23 protein-coding genes, 1 tRNA gene, 1 pseudogene and 1 riboswitch are annotated in these 24,078 nt (G+C 47.6%); of the genes and pseudogenes, 8 read left to right on the top strand and 17 right to left on the bottom strand.

Annotated elements, in window-relative coordinates; translation table 11 throughout:
* Positions 1–56: 56 nt before the first annotated feature.
* The 10 genes from H3L97_RS05035 to H3L97_RS04990 form a co-directional block, all read right to left on the bottom strand.
* Positions 57–1,061, bottom strand: a complete 1,005-nt coding sequence (locus H3L97_RS05035; protein ID WP_097115166.1) for an ADP-ribosylglycohydrolase family protein — start codon at positions 1,059–1,061, stop codon at positions 57–59.
* A gap of 483 nt (positions 1,062–1,544) precedes the next feature.
* Entirely contained in the window at positions 1,545–3,122 is a 1,578-nt protein-coding gene (gene purH / locus H3L97_RS05030) for a bifunctional phosphoribosylaminoimidazolecarboxamide formyltransferase/IMP cyclohydrolase (RefSeq protein ID WP_097115165.1), read from the bottom strand.
* 95 nt (positions 3,123–3,217) lie between these two features.
* Positions 3,218–3,877 carry a thiamine phosphate synthase gene (thiE, locus tag H3L97_RS05025; RefSeq protein WP_097115164.1) on the bottom strand — a complete coding sequence of 220 codons (660 nt, stop codon included), beginning with the start codon at positions 3,875–3,877 and terminating at the stop codon, positions 3,218–3,220.
* 18 nt (positions 3,878–3,895) lie between these two features.
* The gene (locus H3L97_RS05020; RefSeq protein WP_097115163.1) at positions 3,896–4,786 is read right to left on the bottom strand and encodes an ABC transporter substrate-binding protein; all 891 of its coding nucleotides are present in this window, start codon (positions 4,784–4,786) and stop codon (positions 3,896–3,898) included.
* A gap of 36 nt (positions 4,787–4,822) precedes the next feature.
* Positions 4,823–5,632: a bifunctional hydroxymethylpyrimidine kinase/phosphomethylpyrimidine kinase gene (gene thiD, locus H3L97_RS05015; RefSeq protein ID WP_097115162.1), complete on the bottom strand. Its 810-nt coding sequence runs from the start codon at positions 5,630–5,632 to the stop codon at positions 4,823–4,825.
* 87 nt (positions 5,633–5,719) lie between these two features.
* A complete protein-coding gene (gene thiM, locus H3L97_RS05010; protein WP_097115161.1) occupies positions 5,720–6,520 on the bottom strand; it encodes a hydroxyethylthiazole kinase in 801 nt (266 codons plus the stop codon).
* Positions 6,521–6,561: 41 nt separating this feature from the next.
* Entirely contained in the window at positions 6,562–7,779 is a 1,218-nt protein-coding gene (locus tag H3L97_RS05005; protein ID WP_097115160.1) for an NRAMP family divalent metal transporter, read from the bottom strand.
* Between the two features lie 120 nt (positions 7,780–7,899).
* Positions 7,900–7,996, bottom strand: a riboswitch (TPP riboswitch).
* Positions 7,997–8,040: 44 nt separating this feature from the next.
* Positions 8,041–8,916 (bottom strand): DMT family transporter, encoded by an 876-nt coding sequence (locus H3L97_RS05000; protein ID WP_097115173.1) that lies wholly within the window; start codon positions 8,914–8,916, stop codon positions 8,041–8,043.
* Between the two features lie 95 nt (positions 8,917–9,011).
* Complete coding sequence (locus tag H3L97_RS04995) at positions 9,012–9,488, bottom strand: Lrp/AsnC family transcriptional regulator (protein WP_097115159.1); 477 nt, start codon at positions 9,486–9,488, stop codon at positions 9,012–9,014.
* Between the two features lie 132 nt (positions 9,489–9,620).
* Positions 9,621–10,235 carry a lytic transglycosylase domain-containing protein gene (locus H3L97_RS04990; RefSeq protein WP_097115158.1) on the bottom strand — a complete coding sequence of 205 codons (615 nt, stop codon included), beginning with the start codon at positions 10,233–10,235 and terminating at the stop codon, positions 9,621–9,623.
* A 149-nt stretch (positions 10,236–10,384) separates the two neighbouring features.
* On the opposite strand from H3L97_RS04990, the gene H3L97_RS04985 reads away from it, so the two are divergent.
* The 3 genes and pseudogenes from H3L97_RS04985 (at position 10,385) to H3L97_RS04975 (ending at position 12,098) form a co-directional block, all read left to right on the top strand.
* Entirely contained in the window at positions 10,385–10,819 is a 435-nt protein-coding gene (locus tag H3L97_RS04985; RefSeq protein ID WP_097115157.1) for a DUF7832 domain-containing protein, read from the top strand.
* A gap of 6 nt (positions 10,820–10,825) precedes the next feature.
* On the top strand, positions 10,826–11,380 hold the full coding sequence (gene gmhB / locus H3L97_RS04980; protein WP_097115156.1) for a D-glycero-beta-D-manno-heptose 1,7-bisphosphate 7-phosphatase: 555 nt from the start codon (positions 10,826–10,828) through the stop codon (positions 11,378–11,380).
* A pseudogene (locus H3L97_RS04975) lies at positions 11,374–12,098 on the top strand (lysophospholipid acyltransferase family protein). Before gmhB ends, H3L97_RS04975 begins: the two are co-directional and overlap by 7 nt.
* Before the next feature lie 215 nt (positions 12,099–12,313).
* Here the strand turns inward: H3L97_RS04975 and xseA are convergent.
* The 4 genes from xseA to H3L97_RS04955 form a co-directional block, all read right to left on the bottom strand.
* Positions 12,314–13,543 (bottom strand): exodeoxyribonuclease VII large subunit, encoded by a 1,230-nt coding sequence (gene xseA, locus H3L97_RS04970; protein WP_425321630.1) that lies wholly within the window; start codon positions 13,541–13,543, stop codon positions 12,314–12,316.
* Positions 13,544–13,746: 203 nt separating this feature from the next.
* Positions 13,747–13,893: a transposase gene (locus H3L97_RS12180; protein WP_371271256.1), complete on the bottom strand. Its 147-nt coding sequence runs from the start codon at positions 13,891–13,893 to the stop codon at positions 13,747–13,749.
* The gene (locus tag H3L97_RS04960) at positions 13,839–14,162 is read right to left on the bottom strand and encodes a transposase (RefSeq protein WP_182073098.1); all 324 of its coding nucleotides are present in this window, start codon (positions 14,160–14,162) and stop codon (positions 13,839–13,841) included. The genes H3L97_RS12180 and H3L97_RS04960 overlap by 55 nt, the downstream gene beginning before the upstream one ends.
* Positions 14,163–14,207: 45 nt before the next feature.
* Entirely contained in the window at positions 14,208–14,558 is a 351-nt protein-coding gene (locus tag H3L97_RS04955; RefSeq protein WP_182073064.1) for an IS630 transposase-related protein, read from the bottom strand.
* Between the two features lie 182 nt (positions 14,559–14,740).
* Between H3L97_RS04955 and H3L97_RS04950 the strand changes: the two genes are divergently transcribed.
* From H3L97_RS04950 to H3L97_RS04940, 3 genes are all read left to right on the top strand, one after another.
* Entirely contained in the window at positions 14,741–15,004 is a 264-nt protein-coding gene (locus H3L97_RS04950; protein ID WP_097115298.1) for a helix-turn-helix domain-containing protein, read from the top strand.
* Positions 15,005–15,095: 91 nt separating this feature from the next.
* Positions 15,096–15,257 (top strand): hypothetical protein, encoded by a 162-nt coding sequence (locus tag H3L97_RS04945; RefSeq protein WP_179655919.1) that lies wholly within the window; start codon positions 15,096–15,098, stop codon positions 15,255–15,257.
* Entirely contained in the window at positions 15,254–16,963 is a 1,710-nt protein-coding gene (locus tag H3L97_RS04940) for a proline--tRNA ligase (protein WP_097115296.1), read from the top strand. Before H3L97_RS04945 ends, H3L97_RS04940 begins: the two co-directional genes overlap by 4 nt.
* A 269-nt stretch (positions 16,964–17,232) precedes the next feature.
* On the opposite strand, the gene H3L97_RS04935 is transcribed toward H3L97_RS04940, so the two are convergent.
* A tRNA-Met gene (locus H3L97_RS04935) sits at positions 17,233–17,309 on the bottom strand.
* Positions 17,310–17,565: 256 nt separating this feature from the next.
* Between H3L97_RS04935 and nagZ the strand changes: the two genes are divergently transcribed.
* Together nagZ and H3L97_RS04925 are read left to right on the top strand one after the other, a co-directional pair.
* A complete protein-coding gene (gene nagZ, locus H3L97_RS04930) occupies positions 17,566–18,651 on the top strand; it encodes a beta-N-acetylhexosaminidase (protein ID WP_097115294.1) in 1,086 nt (361 codons plus the stop codon).
* Positions 18,623–19,354, top strand: a complete 732-nt coding sequence (locus H3L97_RS04925; RefSeq protein WP_143269225.1) for a hypothetical protein — start codon at positions 18,623–18,625, stop codon at positions 19,352–19,354. The genes nagZ and H3L97_RS04925 overlap by 29 nt, the downstream gene beginning before the upstream one ends.
* 502 nt (positions 19,355–19,856) lie before the next feature.
* Here the strand turns inward: H3L97_RS04925 and H3L97_RS04920 are convergent.
* Positions 19,857–20,813 (bottom strand): DMT family transporter, encoded by a 957-nt coding sequence (locus tag H3L97_RS04920; RefSeq protein WP_179655889.1) that lies wholly within the window; start codon positions 20,811–20,813, stop codon positions 19,857–19,859.
* Positions 20,814–21,356: 543 nt separating this feature from the next.
* Complete coding sequence (gene gyrA, locus H3L97_RS04915) at positions 21,357–24,077, bottom strand: DNA gyrase subunit A (RefSeq protein WP_097114952.1); 2,721 nt, start codon at positions 24,075–24,077, stop codon at positions 21,357–21,359.
* Position 24,078 lies beyond the last annotated feature (1 nt).

Genomic DNA, 24,078 nt, shown 5'->3' with positions numbered 1-24,078 from the left:
GTTTTTTGTTTTTTATGGTGGACTTTCAGGCAGCCTGAAACCGCATTCCCACGCCATCAATACGGTGGCAACAACCGCCTAAACCCATGCGCCAACACAATCGCCATAAACCCCACATTCCGCAAACAGGTCATCGCACCACCCCATGCCAACGGTTTTTGTGCTTGGCGATTGGCTTGCACTTCAATGGCTTGGGTGGCTAAATCGGCAAAATAATCGTGCCGCAAAACGGGTTCGCACCACGCGCCCGACACGGCTTGCCACAAACTTTCGCCATGCCGCACGCCCACCACGCCACCGAAAATCGCGCACGTTGTGTCCGTGTCGCCACCCCACGCAATCAGTTGCTGCATGCCTTGCAAGGGCGTGTTACGGTATTGCTGCCACGCGGCGCATACGGCTGGCACGGTGTGGTACACATAGCCCGAAATCCCCGTTTTTGCATTTGGCTGAAAATTTTTCACTTTTTCAATCAATTCATTATCATCAATATGGCGGAATGCGAAATGCAAAATTTGTGCCGTATCCCAATCCGCATGGCGCGTTTCCGCCCACGCCAGCAGCGCAATCAACAATGCGCCTTGTTCGGCTTTCGGGTCGGTGTGTGTCAGGCGTGTGCTGGCTTTAACCCATTCTTTTAATTCGTCAATATCATCAATCAACACGCCTAAAACGGCTGTTCGCATTGCGCCACCGTTGCCTGCGGAAAACACGCCCGTTTCGCGCAAACCGAAACACATTTTCACAATCGCGCGTAAAGTCGCCAAACCAATCCCCGCAGGCAGCCTGAACAGCCAAAAGCGCAATCGCCACGCCAATGATTGTTTGAAAATCAACACATTGCCACCGCTTGCGATGTGGGCTTGTACAGTCATAATGGCGTGCTCGGTGTCATCGGAAACCATGCCGCCGTGTAGGATTGGAATTAGGCGATAGTGGGCTTTTTCGGGCGACATTTTGGCGATGCGTTTGGGTGTCATGCCTTCAAATGGCAAACCGTAGGCATCGCCCACAGCCGTGCCAAGTAATGCACCGTAGAGTGATAAATGTTTATTTTTCATGAAAATATCCTTTCAGTTTCGTAGGGTGCGCCTTGCGCACCAAATGCCCACAAAATACCAAAATGATGTGAACATTTGGTGCGCACGGCGCACCCTATTTTCTATTGCTTTCAACATAAAAGCTGAAACTTTTGCAAAACTCGGTTTGTAGGGGCAGATTTCATATCTGCCCTGTTTAGAATTGCAGAAATTTTTATTTTTGGGACACCATGTAGGGTGCAACTTGTTGCACCAAGTCCATGTTTTATCAAGAAAATGGTGCAACAAGTTGCACCCTACACTTGTCCTATTTTTACATAAATTGAAAAGAGGCGGATATGAAATCCTCCTCTACATCAGTTTAAAAGTAGGTTTTGCAAAAGTTTCAAGCTGCCTGAAAAAAGTTTCAGGCAGCATTTTTTGTTTTTTATGATGGATTTTCAGGCAGCCTGAAAAGCACAAAATGGCTTTTTTAGGCTGCCTGAAACATTTTACGCAACAAAATCAATGACGGAAATGGCGCACACCCGTTACCACCATCGCCATGCCGTGTTCGTCTGCTGCTGCGAACACTTCTTCATCGCGCACCGAACCTGCTGGGTGAATCACGGCTTTAATGCCTTGCTGGGCAATCACGTCCACGCCATCGCGGAATGGGAAAAATGCGTCCGAAGCGGCACACGCGCCGTTCAAATCAAAACCGCCATCTTGGGCTTTACGCGCGGCAATGCGGGTGCTGTCCACGCGGCTCATTTGCCCTGCGCCTATGCCGTAAGTTTGTCCGCCTTTGCCAAACACAATCGCGTTGGATTTGACAAATTTCGCCACGTTCCACACAAACAGCAAATCTTGCCATTCTTGTTCGGTGGGTTGGCGTTGGGAAACGACTTGCAAATCGGCGCGTGAAATTTGATGAATATCAGGGGTTTGCACCAACAAACCACCGCCCACACGTTTCAATTCAAAACGGTTCGCGCCTGCCTGTAAAGGAATTTGCAACACGCGCACGTTTTTCTTTTCTGCCAAAATCGCCAATGCCTCATCGCTGAATTGGGGCGACATAATCACTTCCATAAATTGATTGTCGGTGATTTGCTTGGCGGTTGCGCCATCTACTTCGCGGTTGAACGCAATGATGCCACCAAATGCGCTGGTGGAATCGGTCGCATACGCCAAACGGTAGGCGTTGAGTGGGTTGTCGGCAACGGCAACGCCGCAAGGATTGGCGTGTTTCACAATCACACAAGCGGGTTGTTCAAATGCTTTGACCGCCTCCCAAGCCGCGTCTGAATCGGCAATGTTGTTGTATGACAATGCTTTACCTTGCAACTGGGTGTAGGCGGACAGGCTGCCTGAACTGGGGTAAATGTCGCGGTAAAACGCGGCTTGCTGGTGTGGGTTTTCGCCATAACGCATTTCTTGTACCTTAATCCAGCTTTGATTGAATTGTTCAGGAAATGCGTTGATTTGTGGTTCGCCAGACAGTTTTTCATCAGAAACGCTGGTCAAATAATTGGCAATCATGCCATCGTATTGCGCGGTGTGGCTGAATGCTTTGCGCGACAAATTGAAACGCGTTTTGTCGGAAAGGCTGCCTGAATGGTTTTTTAACTCGTTGATGATGTGTTCAAAATCGGCATTGTCGGTAACAATGGCAACGTGTTGCCAGTTTTTCGCGGCGGCGCGCACCATCGTAGGTCCACCGATGTCAATGTTTTCAATCGCGTCTTCCAGCGTGCAGCCTGCTTTGGCAATCGTGGCGGCAAAGGGATACAAATTCACGCACACCAAATCAATGTGGTCAATGCCGTGTTCGCGCATGGCGGCGATGTGTTCGTCCAAATCGCGTCTGCCCAAAATGCCGCCGTGAATTTTGGGGTGCAGCGTTTTGACGCGACCGTCCAACATTTCGGGAAAGCCTGTGTAATCTGCCACTTCAATCGCGGGGATTTGGGCATCGGCAAGCATTTTTGCCGTGCCGCCTGTGGACAAAATTTCTACGCCCATTTCGTGCAGGGCTTGGGCAAATGGCACAACGCCTGTTTTGTCGGACAGGCTAATCAAGGCACGTTGGATTGGCATGGTGTTTCCTTGTAAAGTTGCGTTAAAAAATGTGATTATAGCAGTTTCAGGCAGTCTTTCACTACCCAAAACAGCTTGGAACAGCTGCCTGAACATCACAGCGCACGCAATTTTTGCACCGTTTCTGCCACATTTTCCGCTTGCGTGATGGCGGAAATCACCGCGATGCCGTCTGCGCCAGCCGCGCGGATTTGTGGGGCGTTTTCGGGCGTGATGCCGCCAATTGCCACCAAAGGTTTGTTGCCGCACATTTCACGCGCCACGCGGATAAAATCCAGCCCAACAGGTGCAGACGCATCGGCTTTGGATTGGGTGGGAAAAATCGCACCAACCGCCAAATAATCCAAATATTTCAAAGACAAACTGTGTTGCAAATGCGCCCGATTGCTGTTGGACATACCCAAAAACACTTTGTTGTTGCACAACAGCGCGGCTTGTTCGGGCGGCATATCGCTTTGCCCAATATGCACCCCGTCCGCGCCCATTTGCACCGCCAATTTCACATCATTGTTCATCACAAAAGGCACATTGTGTTGGCGGCACAAATCGCGGCAAGCGTAAGCCAGATTTTTGATTTGTAAATCATTTTTCAGGGCAAATTCGCCTTTTTCACGAAATTGGAAACACGTTATGCCGTTTTGCAAAGCGGTTTCCAACACGCCCAATAATTTTTGCTCTGGCGAACCTGTGGGCAAATGGCGACAATCTTGCGTGCCTGCAATGAAATACAAAGACAAGATTTTTTGATGAAACATTTTGATTTTCCTGTGTTTTCAGGCAGCCTGAAACAATTGCGCGTATTGTTCATCGCTCAATGCCACAATGCCCAATTCGGTCATCATTTCGCGCACTTTTTGCCAACGCGCGGCATCGGCACGAATGGGGCTGACCAAACGCGGCAGGGTGTCGTCAATAATCGCGTTCATCAAATCATCGGCTTGGGTTTGGGTGTAGCTGTAATAATATTTCTTGGCTAAATCGGGATTTTGCTGACACAATGTCGTCATTTCGCTGCTGATTTGCAGAAATTGCGCGATGATGTCGCCTTTTTTTGCCAAAATGCTTTGGGTCGTCATCAATTCCAATGCGGAAAAATTGGCAAACGGGCTTTGGTGTTGGTCTATGAACACAAAATCCAGATTTTTGTGTTGCGCTTCAATCGCTTCAAAATTGTAAAAACACAGCCATGCACCGTCTAAATCCTGATTATTCAACAGATTATCAATGTGATGAAAATCGGCTTGCACAAATTCAATTTGGTTTTCAGGCAGCCTGAAACCTTGTTTTTCCGCATAACGGCGCAAAATTTCGTAGCCAATGCGATTGGTTTTGGGTTCGGCGGCTGGGGTGCAAATCCGCACTTTTTCGCCATTTTGTAATTTGGCAACACGGTCGTGGCGCAACAAAACGCCCCCATCTGTTTCAAAAAAGCAGCCCAATGCACGCAATTGTGGGTGATGGTGTTCAAACAAATGCAGTGGCTCATTGCTGTGTAAATCAATGTTTTCTTTGAGTAAATCTTCAAATCCATCATAATGATCGCTCGGTTCAATCAATTCAACAGCAATACCATGTTCGGCATAACGTCCGCTTTGAATGCCTGCAATCATGGGCAAGTGGTCGGGATTCAAAAACCATTCCAGAGTGATTTTTAAGGTTTGCATGATGTTTTATCCTTTTGAAAAATAAGAAAAATATTTTCAAGCAGCCTGAAAATCCGCCATCGCCCAATGATTGACCGCGCCATGACCGTGTCCCACACCGATGGGGTGGGAAATGGCATCGGTAATCGCTTGTTTTGACAATGAAATCGCGCTTAAAATGTCTTTGCCTTTTGCCAATTCCGCCACAATGCACGCGGAAAAGGTGCAACCCGTGCCATGCGTGTGGCGTGTGTTAAAACGCGGCTGTTCCAACACGGTCATTGTTTCGCCTGAAAACACCCAATCGCGGCATTTCAGGCTGCCTGAATTGCCCAAATGTCCGCCTTTGATGACAATGTGTTGCACCCCAAAATCGCGTAAAATCCGCGCGGCGCGTTCGGCAGATGCGTCATCGTGTACCGCCACGCCTGTCAGCATTTCGGTTTCGGGCAAATTGGGCGTGATGATGTCCGCCAAAGGCAGCAATTCGCGTTTCAAGGCGTGCAATGCACTTTCTTGCAACAGGGGCGCACCGCCTTTTGCCACCATCACAGGGTCCAACACCAATGTGCCAAATTTTTGTTTTTTAACTGAATTTGCCACACATTCAATCATTTCAGCCGTGCCCAGCATGCCGATTTTGTACGCGCTGATGTCAAAATCCGCACCGATGGACTGAATTTGCGCTGCCACATTTTCCAATGAAATCATGTGAATATCATCAACACCCAAAGTGTTTTGTGCCGTAACTGCCGTAATCACACTCGTGCCAAACACGCCGCGCATTTGAAACGTCTTCAAATCCGCCTGAATGCCTGCACCGCCGCCGCTGTCCGAACCTGCAATGGTTAAAACTTGTTTTGTCATGATTTTTCTCCTAATTGAATGATTTTTATTGAAAAATTGAATTTCAGGCTGCCTGAATCTTCATTTCATTTAAAAAAACAAAATAAATCAAAGCATTGAAATTTTCGCCATGTGTTGCACTTGCTCGCTTGTGATGCCAGCCAATGTGTCCAACAAACGCCATGCAAACGTGCCAACTTGATGATTTTGCAAATTTTTCGCTGCCAATTCGCCAGCCACCGCATACACCGTACACGCCTCACAAACCGCCTCAAACGCCTGTTCACGCGGCGCGACCGCCAAAAACGCCCCCACCACCGCGCTCAACAAACACCCCGATGCCGTAACACGCGCAAAAAAATCCACCCCATTTACCAAACGTGCCACGCGCACCCCGTCCGAGACATAATCCACCGCACCGCTCACCACCGCCACGCATTGCCATTTTTGCGACACCGTTTGGGCAATTTGCGCCACATCGCTCTCGCCCGAACCTGCGTCCACGCCTTTGCTTTGCCAAACCATACCTGCCAAATGCGCCATTTCGCCTGCATTGCCGCGTATTGCTGAAAATGCGATGTTTTCGCGGAATTGGGCGACCGTTTCGCGGCGTAACGTGCTGGCAGCCACCGCCACAGGGTCAAGCACCACAGGCACATTGGCGCGATTTGCCGCCACACCAGCCACCAACATCGCTGCCACTTTTTCATCAGACGGTGTACCCAAATTCAACACCAAAGCCCCACTGATTGCCGCCAATTCCGCCATTTCGGCAGGGCTTTGCGCCATCATGGGCGTTGCCCCCAATGCCAGTAAACCGTTTGCCGTGAAATGAGCGGATACCAAATTGGCAATGTTGTGAATCAAAGGTTGATGTTCACGAACTGCATTTAAATAATGAAAATTCACGGTTTTTCCCTTTGTTGGTTTTCAGGCAGCCTGAAATGGGTTTAACTGAAAAAATACAACCCCACCATCGCCACCAAATATACCCACCCCAATACCGCCAAAGCCAAAATCCACACCGATTGTTTGCCGCATTGTCCGTGCAAATGCCAAGTCAGCCACGCAAACACAGGCGCAGAAACAAAACTTGCCGTCATCGCAAACGGAATCATTTTGCCAATCGCATTATTGAAAAATTGCATGACCAACCACGCGCCCAGCAAAGCGGCAAGTGTCCAATAGCGCAAATGTTTGGCTTCGCTTGCAGGGTCTGATTTTTGTTGGGTTAATAAGATGAAAGCCTGATGATTGCCGCGTGAATAACCGTCCACCGCCACAATGGTTGTGCCATAAATGCACATCAATGCCATGAAAGTCATGGGCAAACGCGTCCATTCGCCCATGGACTGTGCGTACAGATTCAGGAATTGCCCAACAAATTTGCCGCCTGATAAGGGTTCGGTATGTTGCCCATATTGCACCCATGCGCCCAATGCCATAAACATCAACGCCAAAACAATAGTCATGGCATAACTCACATGAAAATCACGGCGATATTGGTGGCGATAATCGGGCGAAAGGCGCACCTTTTCCACCACCCAAAATGAACTGGACACACTCAATTCCATAGGCGCAGGCATCCAGCCCATCAAAGCCACCAAAAACGGTACGGCAGCCCATACCCATGGCGACGGTTCGCTGAACGTTTCAGGCAGCTTGTGTTCAGGCTGCCCCCACGCCATGCCCAATGCCAACACGGTAATCAGGGTCAATATCAGCATAATCCATTTGGAAACGCGGTCTAATTTTTGATATTGCTTGCCCCAAAGCAAAATGATGAAACTGAAAATAATCAGCGTATTCAGCCAACTTAACGACCAATCCACAGGCAGCATCATGCCCAGCAGCACCGCCGACAACAATGTGCCGCCTGCAATATTCACAAGGGTGGCAAACAAATTAAACAAGAAAAACAAAATCAAATAAAATCGCCCACATTCCGCATAGCCTTGTAACAGGTTTTTTTGATTCAAAATGCTGTAATCAAATGCCAAACGGAAAAAAGGGTATTTCAATAGATTAACCAAAACAATCAAGCCAGCCAATTGCCAGCCGTAATACGCACCAGCCTGTGTGGACGCAATGATGTGCGACCCACCCACGCAAGACGATGCCATGATGACACCCGGTCCATAACGTTGAAAAAGTTGATTTTTTTGCATGAGACTGTTCCCAAAAACGGGGAACAACCGCGAACCAAACAGAAAACAAGAAACAGCACCCTTATGCCACGAAAAACGCGTACACAAAGGTGCTGCATGAATGCGATAAACAAACAAAATGGTTCATAATCATTAGTTTCCTACGCCAGTATTAACTGTATCAGGTTCAACGGGTGTTTCTCAGCCGCCCATTCAGGCAGCACCCCGACTAAAATATCAAGAAACTGTATTCTAATTCAAAATCATGAAATTGTCTGTAATTTATTTTTCAGATGCGCTTTTTGTGCCACGTTGGTGCAAAATCGCCATGCTCAAAGTCGCACCAATAATCAAAACCATGCCCACGCCCGACACCAACGACAACCTTTCGCCCAACAAAAGCATCGCCAAAATGACCCCAAAAACGGGTTCAAGCGCAATCAGCAAACCCGATACATTGGCTTGTGCGCCGCTCATGCCCTTGTTCCACAGCCAATAGGCAAACCAACTGCACCCCACGCCCAAATACAGCAAACTGAACACGCCTTTCGCCTGCCAGTTTACCGACAGGTTTTCAGCCAGCCCCAAACTGAACGGCACACACAAAATCGCCGCCAAAACCAATGAAACCGATGTGTAAGCAGGTGCGCCAATTTCGGCAATCAATTTTTGTGTGGGACGATATGCCGCACAGAAAAACAATCCTGCCAATAAAACCAAAACACAGCCAAATAAATCTACCGAACCGCCTTCGCCATGTCCGCCCCACACCAGCAAACCCACGCCCATAAAAGCGATTGTGCCACACAGCCAATCCCACCATTTGGCTTTGTCGCCAAAGAAAAAATGCCCCAGCAGCACCATTAAAATCGGTTCAAGCCCCACTATGGTGGTTGCGCTGGCGGCTGATGTGTATTTCACGCCCATAAATTGCAACATCAGCACCAAAACATAATTGATAAACGACAAGAAAATCAAATTCTTCCATTGATTTTTGGGGATTTTGCCCAAATGGCGGCGGCAAGTGGGCAACACAATCAGCGCGGCAATCACAAAACGCGCTTGTACCATCAATGCCGCGTCCAGCATTTCGTAGGCGTATTTGGCGGCAACAAAGGAGCTGCTCCAAATCACGATTGCCAACATTTGATACAACAATAACATCTTGTTTCCTTATTGTTTTAAAAAAATTTCAGGCTGCCTGAAAAACCATTTTCGGCATTTCAGGCAGCCTGAAAATCACATTCTCCACATCACGCCAAATGCGATACGGGCAAAGAAGTGGTGTTTTTCACCGATTTCATCACAAAGCTGGATTTGGCATCGCGCACACATTCGTGTGAGAGCAATTCATCTAACACAAAATGGGTAAAATGCTGCATATCGGTAAAAAAGGCGTGCAACAAATAATCGGTTTCGCCCGTCAGCGCATAGCACGCCAGCACGGGCGACCAATTACCAACGGCATGGGCAAATTCTTCACGCGCATTGGGGGCTTTGTTGATGGCAACGCTGATGAACACCTGTAAATCCAAACCCACCGCTTGCGGCGAAAGCAATGCCGCATAACGCATAATAATGCCCGATTCTTCCAACTGCTTCAAACGGCGCAAACAGGGCGATGGCGACAATGCCACACGCTCCGACAATTCCACATTGCTCAAACGTCCGTTTTCTTGCAAGGCTTGCAAAATTTTTAAATCGGTTTTATCCAAAGTGAGGGTGGTCATGGTTGTTCCTTTTTATGGTTGGGATAAGACAAATTTATCTTATCACAATTTAACCTGATTTAAAGCAATTTTTGGATTAAAGTGGGATTTTATCGGCATTTTATTGCGTTCAGGCTGCCTGAAAAGGCTTTATCAGCCTTGCCATTGCCAATTACTCTGAAATGCGCCAAACACCGCGTTGGGGTATTTGTCGCGCCCCAAGCTGCCGTTGTAACGTGCCAAGGCATTGTGCATATTGCCGTTTTCCATATTGTTGTAGTGGCGCAAAATGGTGCAGCCATAGCGCAAATTGGTGCGAATATCAAACAAATTGTGGTCGGCGTGTCCGATGTATTTTTGCCAAAAGGGCATGACTTGCATTAAGCCTTTTGCGCCCACGCCGCTCACGGCATATTGGCGAAAACGGCTTTCCACTTGAATGAGACCCAAAATCAACTGCGTGTCCAAATCGGCACGGCGCGATTCGTATTGCACCATAATCAGCAAACGGCGGCGTGCCAACTCGCTGTCGGGCATAAATTGCACCAAACGCGCCGACATTTCATTGAGCCAACGCTGCCCATCAATGGCGTGTTCAAACACCAAACGGGGTGGGCTGGCATTGTCCACCGAACCTCGCATGACCGAGGCGATGTCGTCCGACAGGGTTTCTTCGCGTTGTGCGCCTGCCTGAATGTGCGGTGCCAGCAACAGTGCGCCCGTTCCCAATGCGAATTGGCGGCGTGATAAATTCAAATTGCGCGTCATTCATTTTCCTTTACAAAAAAGCCACAGCGCGAAAATAGTCAATTTACACAAAAATTGCAATAATGCGGATAAAAAAATCTTGTTTCAGGCAGCTTGCTGCGCCGCGAATGGTATAATTGCCCCATTTTTGACGCACAACGAGCCCAACCATGCACTACGACCACATCACTTTTCATTTGGACGCGGATTATCCCGCCGATTTGCCCGCGCATCACGCCACACACCACATGGGTTTTTATTTTGCATGGGCGGTATCGCAAAATCTGCACAGCGAAGCGGCGGCAAAATTGCCCCAATTTGATTTATTGCAAGGCGGTTTGATTTCAGGCAGCATTTTCGTGTTAAATCAACTGGGTGGCGGCATAGACGAAACCTGTTTCAACGATTTGGGCAAACGCTTTACCCAATTTTATTATCACGATGACGATGAAGGCTACGGACATTTTCTCAACGACTATTTCAACACATTGAATTTAAAAGACGAAAGCGAATTTTATCGCACCGAAGACAACGCCGAAAACCAACAACGCCTGAATCAAACCTTTCAGGCAGCATTTGAACAATGGCAACACAGCTTAGCATAAAAAACCATGAAACTCATCATTTTAGACCGCGATGGCGTGATAAACCACGACCGCGATGATTTTGTCAAATCGCCAGACGAATGGCAAGCCATAGAAGGCAGCATGGACGCAATCGCCTTTCTCACCCAAGCAGGCTACACGCTGGCGGTGGCAACCAACCAATCGGGCATAGGTCGCCAATTTTTTACCGTGCAAACGCTCAACGAAATGCACAGCAAAATGCACAAATTGGTGCAACAAGCAGGTGGCGAAATCAGTGGCATTTGGTTTTGCCCCCATTTGGCAGAACACAAATGCGATTGCCGCAAACCCCAATCGGGCATGATTGTGGATATTTTAGAGCGATTTCAAGCCAATGCCGAAAACACATGGTTGGTGGGCGACAGTTTGCGCGATTTGCAAGCCATTGCCAATGTGGGCGGCAAACCCGTGTTGGTACGCACAGGCAAAGGCGAAAAAACCCTTGCCAAAGAACGCGATAAGCTGCCTGAAAACACCTTAATCTTTGACAGCTTATTGGCATTTTCCCAATTTCTCATTCAAGAAGACGAAGAATGTTAATCATCAAAAACCTCATTCATTGGCTGATATTGTTGGTCAGTGCCATCATCATGTTTGTGTGTGTGCTGCCAGCCGTTTTCATACCACAGGGCGCAAACAAAGTGGGACGCGCATGGGCAAGATTGCTGTTGTGGTCGCTGAAAAACATCGTTGGCTTAAAATACGAAGTGCATGGCGCGGAAAACATCCCCCAAAATCCTGCCATTATCTGTTCCAAACACCAAAGCGGTTGGGAAACATTGGCTTTGCAAGAAATTTTCCCCTTGCAAGTGTATGTGGCAAAAAAAGAATTGTTTTTGATTCCCTTTTTTGGTTGGGGCTTGAAAATCGCCAAAACCATAGGCATAGACCGCAAAGCAGGCGCACAAGCCACCGCCCAATTACTGCAACAAGGCTTGGCGCGTAAAAAGAAGGCTTTTGGATTACCATTTTCCCCGAAGGAACACGAATGCCTGTGGGCGAACGCGGCAAATACAAAATTGGCGCAGCGAAAATGGCGAAAATGTTTGAGATGGATTTGGTGCCTGTTGCGCTCAATAGCGGCGAATTTTGGGCGAAAAATGCGTTTTTGAAACGCGCAGGCACCATTACCGTTGTGATAGGCAAGCCCATTTCCCACACCGCAGGCGATGAACGCGAATTGATGAAATTGTGCGAAAATTGGATTGAAGAACAACAAGATAAAATTACCAATCCCATTTATTTGTCGCAAAAATAGGACGGCATTTCAGGCTGCCTGACATTACCCTAAAAATCGGTTGTGCCTTTGGCGACTTACTTTTTAAAAAAGTAAGCCAAATAAACAAATGTTCAATGGTTTCTTTTCAAAAAAATATTTCAGGTAGCCTGAAAATGTTTTTGAATTTCAAATTATTGAATATTAATAAGTTTATCTTATTTTTTAAAAAAGTTAAGTCGCCAAAAGCAAAACTTTTAATCAAACAAATCCTGCTGTTGCTGTGGCAAAACTTGTACTTGGCAGGTGTCATCGGCAAAACGCAGGGTCAATTTTTGTCCTGTTTTTAAGCTGTGGGCTTGGCGCACCACTTTGCCTTTGCTGTCGCTTGCCACCGCAAAGCCGCGCCGCAACACCGACAAGGGCGACACCGCTTCCAAATGCGCGGTGTGGTGGTGCAAACGTTGCCATTGTTGCTGGATATGGTGCTGCATGGCGTGTTGCAAACGCTGTTGGTAATCGTTGAGGGCTTGGCGTTGTGCCATATGGTGTTGTTTGGGGTGGTGGCGTTGCAACTGTTGCGCCAAATCATCAAGGGTTTGGCTGTGCCGTTGATAAAGTTGTTGCACGTTTTTTTGTAAAATCAAATGCTGTTGCCGCAAAATTTGCACATATTGCTCGCGGCTGGGGCTGACCAATTCCGCCGCCGCCGTGGGTGTGGGGGCGCGAACATCGGCAGCCATATCGCTTAATGTGAAGTCGGTTTCATGCCCCACGCCACACACGATGGGAATTTGGCTGCCTGAAATCGCGCGAACGGTGCTTTCTTCATTAAATGCCCACAAATCTTCCAAACTGCCACCGCCACGACACACGATTAGCACATCAACTTCACGGCGAACATTTGCCATTTCAATGGCTTGGGCGATTTGTTGGCTGCTGCCTGCACCTTGCACTGCCGTGGGGTAAACGCACAAAGTCAAATGTGGCGCACGGCGGCGCAGGGTGCTGACCACATCGCGCAAAGCCGCCGCCGCCAAACTGGTAACAATACCGATTTTTTGTGGCATTTCAGGCAGGCTTTTTTTGCGTTCGATTTGAAATAAACCTTCGTTTTGCAAGCGATTTTTCAGTTGCTCAAACTGAATGTGCAACACCCCTGCGCCAATTTGACGCACTTCTTGCACTGCAATTTGAAATTCGCCACGCGCGGCATAAATGCCCACTTTGCCGCGTATTTCAATTTGCGCCCCCTCGCGCAGGGGCGTGGGCAAACGCGCAACAACGTGCTTGAACATGGCACAACGAATTTGCGCGTGTGCATCTTTCAGCACAAAATAGTGATGTCCACTGCTGGCGCGGGTCAAATTGCCCACTTCGCCAGCTATCCACAAACCCGACAGTTGTCCGTCCAGCAAAGTGGTGGCAATTTCGTTCAATTCCGATACGCTCAACGCCACGGTTGGCGCACTCAACAAATCCAACATTGTTTTTCTCATGATATTTTTCAGGCAGCCGCGCATTCTATCTGAATCCAAGCCATTTCCCCAAATGGATTTTGAGCAGAAGATTGAAACCTTTGCAAAACCTTTCAGGCTGCCTTTTTCTACCCTACAAAAAATGGGTTTTGCCTTCGGCGAATTACTTTTAAAAAAAGTAAGCCAAATATAGCTAAATAAAAATAAAATCACTACAAATATCGGTCAAATAAAATTTCAATATCAGAAATCATGTATTTGCGCCGCGTATTTTTGGCATAAGCCCAGTATTGTTCAATAGGATTCAAATCAGGACTGTATGCAGGTAAATACAGCAGCTTATGCCCACTTTGTGCCACCAATTGACGAATCTCTTTTTACCGACATGAAAGCGAGCATTATCCATAATCAACACACTCTTTTTATTCAATTTTGGTATTAAATCTTCTTTTAGCCATTGAATAAAAACCGCACGATTAATCGTATGATGAAACAAAGCAACTGTAAACAAACGCCCATTTAACAATGCACCTATTGCATTGGTTTGTTTACGTATTTGCCAATCGTAAGTCGCATAACAACGCCGCCCAATCAGGGCATAGCCTTTTGTGTGCAAAACCACTTTCATCAATATAAACCATTTGATAGCCCATTTTTTTGTAAAAACGCAATTTTAAATGGTACTGATTTCGCTGCTCTGGTTCTTGTTTTGGGTGTTGGCTCGTCTTTTTTTAACTGAAATTTTGAGCTGTTTGAGTGCGTAACAAATTGCACTTGCGGTAACACCCAAACGCTTGGCACGTTCGTATTGGAAGGCATCAGGGTAGTTTTCAACATCTTTTAATAATGCTTCATGATTAACTTTTAATGGTTTGAATTGACGTTTTTTTCTTTCAATCCCATTTCGTTTCCATTGGTTAATGGTATGTGTACTGATGCCATAAAATGCGGAGGCTTGACGTATCGTCATACCGCTTGCAACGCTTTTTAGGATTTGTTTACGTAAGTCTTGGGAGTAAGCCATGATAAATTTAATATTGTAGTGATTTTAGTTTTGGTTAGCTATAATTTCTGACATGATGAAATTTCCCTAAATGATGAAAACGTCATTTTATCTTTTAAATTAAAAAATGTAAACCATAATTATCAAATTGAAAACTTAAATTTATTGTTTATGCATTTCATTCCGTTAAGATAATTAACATTATGAAAAATCAAGATAACCTTATTCACCCGATACGTCTAACTTTTTGCAACAATGTGCGTTTGATTAGGCGTTTAAAAGACATTTCACAAGAAGCGTTGGCTCTTGAAGCTGGAATTAGCCGTGTATACATGAGCGGTATTGAAAGCGGAACAAGGGCTGTTTCCATTGATATAATGGGAAAAATTGCCGATGCACTCAACGTTGAAGTTACAGATTTACTTAAAACCGATTACAATGTGGATAATTTAATCAATAAGAAATAATTAAACAATTAAAACAGTCATTTAGTCAAAAACCAAATGGCTGTTTTATTCATTCTTAATACCAACATGAACTCAGAATAAACTTTCAAATGTGCCAGTCCGCGTAGGCTGCGTACCCAACCACCATTTCATTTCAGGCAGCCTGAATTTCGGTGCGTGGTATGCACCCTATAAAATGCGATTTCCCATTTCAGGCAGCCTGAAAATCGTTATAATCGCGTTTTCCTTATTTTCACAAAGTTCAACATCATGAAAGCCAGCCAATTTTTCATCTCCACGCTCAAAGACGCGCCAGCCGAAGCCAGCTTGCCCAGCCACAAACTCATGCTCCGCGCAGGTTTAATCAAAGCCAACGCCTCGGGCTTGTATACTTGGATGCCCATGGGCTTGCGCGTTTTACGCAAAGTGGAAAACATCGTCCGCGAAGAAATGAACCGCGCAGGCAGCGTGGAATTGCTCATGCCCGTGATTCAGCCAGCCGAATTGTGGCAAGAAAGCGGTCGCTGGGAATTTTACGGCAAAGAATTGTTGCGCATCAAAGACCGCAAAGATGCCGATTTCTGTTTCAGCCCCACTTGCGAAGAATTGATTACCGATATTGTTCGCAAAGAAATCAATTCATACAAACAGTTGCCCAAAAATTTCTACCACATCAACACCAAATTCCGCGATGAAATCCGCCCCCGTTTTGGCGTGATGCGCGCACGCGAATTTGTGATGAAAGACGCTTACTCCTTCCATGCCGATTTTGCCTCTTTGACACAAACTTATCAAGCGATGTATGACGCATATTGCCGTGTTTTCAATCGTTTGGGTTTGAAATACCGTCCCGTTGCTGCCGACACGGGCAGCATAGGCGGCACAGGCTCGCACGAATTTCAAGTGCTGGCTGAAAGCGGCGAAGACGTGATTGCATACAGCGACAGCTCCGACTACGCGGCAAACGTGGAATTGGCGCAAACCTTGCCGCTTTCAGGCAGCCGCGCCGAACCCACGCAAACCTTAACCAAAGTGCATACGCCCAATGTGAAAACCATACAGCAACTGGTTGAATTTTTAAACATTCCTGTTGAAAGCACCTTAAAATCCATCGTGGTGGAAAGCGAAAACGAGGGCGAACTTGTGTTGCTCTTGTTGCGTGGCGACCATGAATTGAACGAAATCAAAGCCGAAAAATTGGCAGGCGTGAAATCGCCTTTAACCATGGCGCAGCCTGAACAGATTTTGGCACAATTTGGTGCCAATGGCGGTTCGCTCGGGCCCGTTGGTTTTAAAGGGAAAGTGTATGCCGACTTCGCCACCGAAAAAGGCACAGATTGGGTCATCGGTGCCAACGAAGACGACTTCCACCACACAGGTTTCCATTTTGGGCGCGATGCTGCCGAACCCGAATTTGTGGATTTGCGCAATGTGATTGAGGGCGACCCCAGCCCTTGCGGTTCAGGCAGCCTGAAATTGGCGCGTGGCATTGAAGTGGGACACGTTTTCCAGTTGCGCGACAAATACGCCAAAGCCATGAACGCCACCTTTTTGGACAACAACGGCAAAGCACAAATCATGGAAATGGGCTGCTACGGCATAGGCATCACGCGCGTGGTGGCGGCAGCGATTGAACAAAACCATGATGAAAAAGGGATTATTTGGACAGAAGCCATGTCGCCCTTTACCGTTGTGATTGTGCCGATGAACTACAAAAAATCCGATGACGTGAAAAACGCCGCCGACCAAATTTATGCCGATTTACTGGCTGCTGGCGTGGACGTGTTGCTGGACGACCGCGATGAACGCGCAGGTGTGCTGCTCAACGACAGCGAATTGTTGGGCATTCCGCATCGCATTGCCGTAGGCGACCGCGCCTTAAAAGAAGGCAATGTGGAATACGCCCACCGCCGCGATGGGGTATCCGAAAACGTGGCTTTGAGCGAGATTGTGGCGAAAATCAAGAATTTGTTGGCGTGATGTGGTGTTCAGGCTGCCTGAAAAAGCACTGGCTTAATCTTTTCAGGCAGCCTGAAACCTTTGCAAAACCTACTTTTAAACTGACGTAGGGGCGGATTTCATATCCGCCCTTTTTTCAATTTATTGATAAGAATGAAAATTTCTGCGAACCTAAACGGGGCAGATATGAAATCTGCCCCTACAAACCGAGTTTTGCAAAGGTTTCAGCCTAAAATCCTGTTCCCCAAGCAAAAAAAAACCAACCGAATCATCGGTTGGTTTTGAATTTGTGGTGGCGATGGGGAGACTTGAACTCCCGACCTCACGATTATGAGTCGTGCGCTCTAACCAGCTGAGCTACATTGCCACTTGAAAGAGCGCATTTTATTGTGAATGGGCGGTGTTGTCAAATGATTTTGAATGTGCCATTGTCTGTGGTCGCAGAAGTGAAAATGCCGTACAAGGCGACAACGCCCACCGTGTACGAGTAGTAAACGCTATAATGCTTTTTCAATTCTGCGACTGTATTTGATTGTATTTTGTGATAGGGTATAAAATCGCGTTTTTTGGCGTTTCAGGCTGCCTGAAACGCTTTTTGACCACACAATCAAGATAGGAAAACCATGTTTCCACAAAATTTACCGCGCGGTGCGATTATGGCAGACGTTGCCGCCTACGAATTGTCGGCAGACGACAAACAGCGTTTGCTTGACCCCAACATTGGTGGCGTGATTTTGTTTCGCCGCAATTTTCAAAACGTGGCGCAACTGAAAAAATTGTGCAGCGACATCAAATCGTTACGCAATCCCGAACTCATCATCGCGGTGGACCACGAAGGCGGTCGCGTACAGCGTTTTATTGATGGTTTTACCCGCTTGCCAGCCATGCGCGTGCTGGGCGAAATGTGGGACGAGCATGGCGCAGAGGTCGCCCAAACCGCCGCCGAACAAATCGGCTGGGTACTGGCAACCGAATTGGCAGCCTGTGGGGTGGATTTGTCGTTTGCGCCCGTGCTGGATTTGGATTGGGCGCAATCCGATGTGATTGGCAACCGCAGTTTTCACAGGCAGCCTGAAACGGTGGTGGCATTGGCATTGGCATTGCAACGCGGTTTGAATCGCGGCGGCATGAAATCGTGTGGCAAACATTTCCCCGGACACGGCTTTGCCACAGGCGACAGCCACCACGTTTTACCCGAAGACCATCGCCCATTAAATCAATTAAAACAAGATGATATTTTGCCCTTTGCCGCGTTGGCACAACAGGGCATGGCAGCGGTTATGCCCGCTCATGTGGTGTACCGTCAAGTTGATGATTTGCCTGCTGGGTTTTCGCAGATTTGGTTGCAAGACATTTTGCGCGATGAATTGGGATTTGATGGCGTGATTTTTTCCGATGATTTGACCATGGAAGGCGCAGGCAGCGCAGGTGGCATACGCGAACGCGCCGCCGCCGCCTTTGCCGCAGGTTGCGATATTGTGTTGGTGTGCAACCGCCCCGATTTGGTGGACGAATTGCGCCACAATTTCAGCCAGCCTGACAACACGCATTTGGCAAAACGTTGGCAAAATATGGCTTGCACCATCACGCGCGATGTAGCCGCAGCCATGATGCAAACCGCCGAATTTCAGGCAGCCCAAGCCTTGTGTGTGCGCCTGTCCACGCCCAAAGATTTGGCAAATGGCGTGCAAGTGGGCGAAGCGTTTTAATATGCGCCATTTATTGCAAATGATGTTGATGTGTGCGGTGGCATTTCAGGCAGCCTGCACATCGGTGGTGTGGAACGGCGGCGTGTACGATGCCGACCGCGCCATAGACACCCACATCACACACACTTTGGCACACGACCAAATTCACGCCTTTGGGCGCACCGCCGCAGGGCATTTGCTGATGATGGGCGAGCGGCATTGGTATGCCGTGCGCGATGATGTATCGCAAGATTTACAGCGCGTGCTGCAAGCGCAACTGCCAGCCGCTTACCAAATTACCGTACCCTACACAGGCAGCAAATCGGACACGCTGCCGATTGTGGTGCATGAAAATCAACAATTCAGCAGCCAATTTTGTTTGGATTACGCCATTCAAAACGCCAAAAATCCCCAGCAGCAAGCCCAAGAAAACCACATCTTGCGCCAAATGCAATTTCAACAACAAATCAATCCCAATCTTTATCGCAAATGTTTTGCGATTGTGGGCAGCCTGCACGCGCCATTGTCGTCATTGCACGGGCAAAATCCGCCCCAGTCTCGCAGCAAAATTGCCGTACAATTACAAATAGAACAACAACATACCCAAATTCAATCCAATAAACTGGCGCGAAACATTTTGCTCACGCCTTTGGCTTTGATGGCAGATGTGGCGGGTGGATTGGTCATGCTGCCTGCGTTGATATTGGGCGATTTATGGGAATAACACACACTCGGAATAAAAAATAAATGAAAATTTTTGAAATAAGCCAAATACATTCAAGCTGAACGATTGGCGTTTCAAAAAACATTTCAGGCTGAAACTTTTGCAAAACTCGGTTTGTAGGGGCAGATTTCATATCTGCCCTGTTTAGAATTGCAGAAATTTTTATTTTTATCAATAACATGAACTCGGGATAAGTCACTGTCAATTTGCCAACAAACCTGCCCTCTCTCCCTATGGGAGAGAGTTGGAGAGAGGGCTTGTTGAGCAGCATACCCTCTCCCCAGCCCTCTCCCACAGGGAGAGGGAGCAAAGTGACTTAAATTGATTAATCACTTTTATCCCGAAATCGCGTTATCAATAAATTGAAAAAAGGGCAGATATGAAATCTGCCCCTACGAATTGAGTTTTGCAAAGGTTTCAGGCTGCCTGAAAACATCAACCACTGAAATACAATAAAAGTTACCGTTTTCATTCAAATTGTTTGGCTTACTTTTTCAAAAAGTCAGGCGCGACTTTCAGGCAGCGCACACAAAATCCCAGCCACAATAATCGTGATGATGCCCACAATCTCCCAAAAATCAATCGGTTCACCCAAAAACGCCATACCATAAATTGCCGAAAACACAATCGTCAAATACGACAAAGCCGCCACCGTGAATTTACTTCGCCCTTCCGAATAGGCTTGCGTCATTGCCAGTTGCGCCAACAAGCCTGCTGCCCCCACGCCCAGCAAATGCGGCAAACTCTGCCAAGTGAGCGTATGCCAACCTGCTGCCGTAGCCATGATTGCCGAACCCACCGTTGCCACCGCCGAAAAATAAAACACAATCCGCCAAGCAGGTTCGCCAGCCTGCGACAATTCGCGCACCTGCAACAGCGCAAATGCCGCAAACAAACCCGCGCCCAAATTCAACAGCGTTTCCCACCACAAATTCGCCTGAAAACTGGGGCGCAACATCAACGCCACCCCCACCAAACCCAGCAGCAAAGCCAACCACGTTTTGGCAGATGGCGGCTCTTTCAGCCAAATCAGCGACAGCAATGCCATGAAAATGGCAGATGTGTAGCTCAACGTAACCGAAGTTGCCAAAGGCAAATATTGCAAACCGTAAAATGCCAACAACAGCGAAACCGTGCCAGCCGTGCCACGCCACAAATGCCCCAAAATCAAGCGGCTTTTGAGCGTTTGGCGGCGCGACAACACCGAAATGGCAATCGCACTTGCAGGCAGCACCGACCGCCAAAACGCCAATTCATAGGCATTCATGTGAAAACGCACGGTCGCGTTTTTAACCAAAATCCCCATAATCGCAAACAAAAAAGCGGCAACAATCATCCATGCCGAACCGAGTTTCAGTTTCATTTTTCCATCAAAAATCATCACATCATTTGCCGATTTTAGCATTTTTGTGGTGATTTTTTGGGTTTCAGGCTGCCTGAAAGTCGGCGATAAAAGCAAAATTTTTGCCTTCGGCGACTTACTTTTTAAAAAAGTCAGCCAAATACATTCAAGCTGAACGATTGGCGTTTCAAAAAACATTTCAGGCTGAAACTTTTGCAAAACTCGGTTTGTAGGGGCAGATTTCATATCTGCCCTGTTTAGACTTGCAGAAATTTTTATTTTTATCAATAACATGAACTCGGGATAAGTCACTGTCAATTTGCCAACAAACCTGCCCTCTCTCCCTATGGGAAAGCGTTGGAGAGAGAGAGCTTGTTGAGCAGCATACCCTCTCCCCAGCCCTCTCCCATAGGGAGAGGGAGCAAAGTGACTTAAATTTATCCATCACTTTTATCCCGAAATCGCGTTATCAATAAATTGAAAAAAGGGCAGATATGAAATCTGCCCCTACGAATTGAGTTTTGTAAAAGTTTCAGGCTGCCTGAAAAAATAAGCCACTGAAATAAAACAAAAATTACTATATTCATTCAAGTTGTTTGGCTGATATGAAAAGCTGCCTGAAACAGCGTTTTATCTGTTTCAGGCAGCTTTTTGTGCGGATTAGTTTACTTCATCACTTTGATTTTCTTCATTTTCCGAGCCATCGTTTTCCTGCTCCGCAATCCGCTCCAAGCTCACCAAAGTCGTGCCTTCGTCCAAATTGATTAAACGCACGCCCTGTGCCGCACGCCCTGTTTCACGAATTTGCGCCACTTTCGTGCGAATCAACACGCCGCCCGATGTAATCAACATCAAATCATCATTGGGCGAAACCAGCGTGGCTGCCACCAATTCGCCATTGCGCTCGCCCGTGTCAATCGCAATGATGCCCTGACCGCCCTTGCCTTTGCGCGAATAATCGTCAATGGGCGTGCGTTTGCCGTAGCCGTTTTGCGTGGCGGTCAAAACTTGCAAATCGCTGCCCAATTCCGCCACCAACAAGCTGACAATTTTGCCGTTTTCAGGCAATTTCATGCCGCGCATACCGCCCGAACCGCGTCCGCTTGGGCGTACGCCTTTATTGGTTTGCAGATTCAATTCGCCTGAATTCTCGTCTTCATTTTCAGAGATTTCATCATTCAGGCTGCCTGAAACGTCTTCATCGTCATCGCCAGCATTGCCTGCGTAATATTCATTGAAACGAATCGCCTTGCCCAAATTGGAGAACAACATGATGTCGTCCGAACCGCTTGTTTTCACTGCGCCAATTAAGCTGTCGCCTTCTTTTAAAGCAATGGCTTTAATGCCGATTTTGCTGACGTTTTTGAATGCCGAAAGCTGAACTTTTTTCACCATGCCCAAAGCAGTCGCAAAGAACACATATTCATCTTCTGGGAAATCGCGCACAGGCAAAATGGCAGAAACCTTTTCATTTTCATCAAGTTGAATCACATTGTTAATCGGACGACCGCGCGAATTTCTGCCGCCTTCGGGCAAGCGGTACACCTTAATCCAATGGCATTTACCCAAATTCGTGAAACACATCAAATAATCGTGCGTGTTTGCCACGAATAAAGTTTCAATGAAATCTTCGTCTTTGGTGGCAGCCGCCTGTTTGCCGCGCCCACCGCGTTTTTGCGCCTGATAATCGCTGGTCGGCTGGGTTTTGATGTAGCCGCCATGCGTGAGCGTAACCACCATTTCGCGTGGCGGAATCAGGTCTTCATCGGCAATGTCGCCACCACCAAACACATTGATTTCACTCATTCTTTCATCGCCAAACTGGGTTTGCATGGCGGTGAGTTCATCGTCAATGATTTGGCGCACGCGCTCGGGCTTGGCTAAAATATCCAGCAAATCCACAATAATCGCCATTAAATCTTTGTATTCTTTAACGATTTCATCTTGGTCAAGACCCGTCAAATTCCGCAAACTCATGCGCAAAATGGCACGGGCTTGCTCTTCGCTTAACCAATAACCATCTGATTGCAAACCGCATTTTTCAGGCAGCCATTCGGGTCGCGCCATGCTCAAATCCAAATCGCTGCGATTCAACATTTCGCTGACCAAACCCGATTGCCAAGCACGGCTCAACAAGGCGACCCTTGCCGCGTCCGCATCGGCAGATTGTTTAATCAAAACAATCATTTCGTCAATATTGGACAGGGCAACCGCTTTGCCTTCCGCGATGTGTCCTTCCGCGCGCGCTTTTTTCAGGCGAAACAAGGTTCTGCGCGTTACCACTTCGCGGCGATGGCGCAAAAATTCGCTCAAAATCTGTTTTAAATTCAACACTCTGGGCTGACCATCTACCAAAGCCACCATGTTCATGCTGAATGTGTCTTGCAGTTGTGTGAGTTTAAACAGTTGATTTAAAACCACTTCTGCGTTTTCGTTGCGTTTGAGTTCAATGACGATGCGTGTGCCGTCTTTGTCGGATTCATCGCGCAATTCAGCAATGCCTTCAATTTGTTTTTCGCGCACCAATTCGCCAATTTTTTCAACGAGTTTGGATTTATTGACTTGGTAGGGGATTTCGTCCACGATGATGGCTTCGCGTTCGCCATTCTTACCGATTATTTCTAAATGGGTTTTGGCGCGAATCACCACGCGACCGCGCCCTGTGTGGTAGCCTGCGCGTACGCCATTTAGCCCAAAAATCGTGCCGCCTGTGGGAAAATCGGGTGCTTTAATCAAATCAATCAATTCGTTAATGTCGGTTTCGGGGTCGCGCAACAGTTTCAGGCAGCCTGAAAGTGTGTCGCGCAAATTGTGGGGCGGAATGCTGGTTGCCATGCCCACGGCAATGCCTTCTGAACCATTCACCAATAATGCGGGAAAACGTGTTGGTAAAACAAGGGGTTCACGTTCGCTGCCGTCATAGTTGTCGCCAAAATCCACGGTGTCTTCTTCAATATCGGCAAGCATTTCGTGGGCGATTTTTGCCATGCGGATTTCGGTGTAACGCATGGCGGCGGCGGCATCGCCATCTACCGAGCCGAAGTTGCCTTGACCGTCCACCAGCGTGTAGCGCATGGAAAAGGGTTGCGCCATGCGAACGATGGTTTGGTACACCGCGCTGTCGCCATGTGGGTGGTATTTACCGATGACATCGCCCACCACACGCGCGGATTTTTTGTATGCGCTGTTCCAGTTGTTTTTGAGTTCGTGCATGGCATACAGGGCGCGGCGGTGTACGGGTTTGAGTCCATCGCGCACATCGGGCAAGGCACGTCCCACAATCACGCTCATGGCGTAGTCCAAATAGGACTTTTTCATTTCGTCTTCTAGGCTGACGGCGATGGTTTCTTTGGCAAATTGGTGGTCGTGGATTTCACTCATG

Origin of the sequence: Alysiella filiformis (assembly GCF_014054525.1) — a bacterium.
In the GTDB taxonomy this organism is placed as follows: domain Bacteria; phylum Pseudomonadota; class Gammaproteobacteria; order Burkholderiales; family Neisseriaceae; genus Simonsiella; species Simonsiella filiformis.
The sequence above is the reverse complement of the archived record's forward strand: the minus strand, read 5'-3'. Positions and strand labels throughout refer to the sequence as shown.

What these genes read in the sequence shown, in the direction of transcription:
- H3L97_RS05035 (WP_097115166.1), bottom strand. Translation starts at nt 1,061, where the DNA reads ATGAAAAATAAACATTTATCACTCTACGGTGCATTACTTGGCACGGCT.
- purH (WP_097115165.1), bottom strand. Translation starts at nt 3,122, where the DNA reads ATGCCAATCCAACGTGCCTTGATTAGCCTGTCCGACAAAACAGGCGTT.
- thiE (WP_097115164.1), bottom strand. Translation starts at nt 3,877, where the DNA reads ATGTTTCATCAAAAAATCTTGTCTTTGTATTTCATTGCAGGCACGCAA.
- H3L97_RS05020 (WP_097115163.1), bottom strand. Translation starts at nt 4,786, where the DNA reads ATGCAAACCTTAAAAATCACTCTGGAATGGTTTTTGAATCCCGACCAC.
- thiD (WP_097115162.1), bottom strand. Translation starts at nt 5,632, where the DNA reads ATGACAAAACAAGTTTTAACCATTGCAGGTTCGGACAGCGGCGGCGGT.
- H3L97_RS05005 (WP_097115160.1), bottom strand. Translation starts at nt 7,779, where the DNA reads ATGCAAAAAAATCAACTTTTTCAACGTTATGGACCGGGTGTCATCATG.
- H3L97_RS04995 (WP_097115159.1), bottom strand. Translation starts at nt 9,488, where the DNA reads ATGACCACCCTCACTTTGGATAAAACCGATTTAAAAATTTTGCAAGCC.
- H3L97_RS04990 (WP_097115158.1), bottom strand. Translation starts at nt 10,235, where the DNA reads ATGACGCGCAATTTGAATTTATCACGCCGCCAATTCGCATTGGGAACG.
- H3L97_RS04985 (WP_097115157.1), top strand. Translation starts at nt 10,385, where the DNA reads ATGCACTACGACCACATCACTTTTCATTTGGACGCGGATTATCCCGCC.
- gmhB (WP_097115156.1), top strand. Translation starts at nt 10,826, where the DNA reads ATGAAACTCATCATTTTAGACCGCGATGGCGTGATAAACCACGACCGC.
- xseA (WP_425321630.1), bottom strand. Translation starts at nt 13,543, where the DNA reads ATGTTGGATTTGTTGAGTGCGCCAACCGTGGCGTTGAGCGTATCGGAA.
- H3L97_RS04960 (WP_182073098.1), bottom strand. Translation starts at nt 14,162, where the DNA reads ATGAAAGTGGTTTTGCACACAAAAGGCTATGCCCTGATTGGGCGGCGT.
- H3L97_RS04955 (WP_182073064.1), bottom strand. Translation starts at nt 14,558, where the DNA reads ATGGCTTACTCCCAAGACTTACGTAAACAAATCCTAAAAAGCGTTGCA.
- H3L97_RS04950 (WP_097115298.1), top strand. Translation starts at nt 14,741, where the DNA reads ATGAAAAATCAAGATAACCTTATTCACCCGATACGTCTAACTTTTTGC.
- H3L97_RS04940 (WP_097115296.1), top strand. Translation starts at nt 15,254, where the DNA reads ATGAAAGCCAGCCAATTTTTCATCTCCACGCTCAAAGACGCGCCAGCC.
- nagZ (WP_097115294.1), top strand. Translation starts at nt 17,566, where the DNA reads ATGTTTCCACAAAATTTACCGCGCGGTGCGATTATGGCAGACGTTGCC.
- H3L97_RS04925 (WP_143269225.1), top strand. Translation starts at nt 18,623, where the DNA reads ATGGCGTGCAAGTGGGCGAAGCGTTTTAATATGCGCCATTTATTGCAA.
- gyrA (WP_097114952.1), bottom strand. Translation starts at nt 24,077, where the DNA reads ATGAGTGAAATCCACGACCACCAATTTGCCAAAGAAACCATCGCCGTC.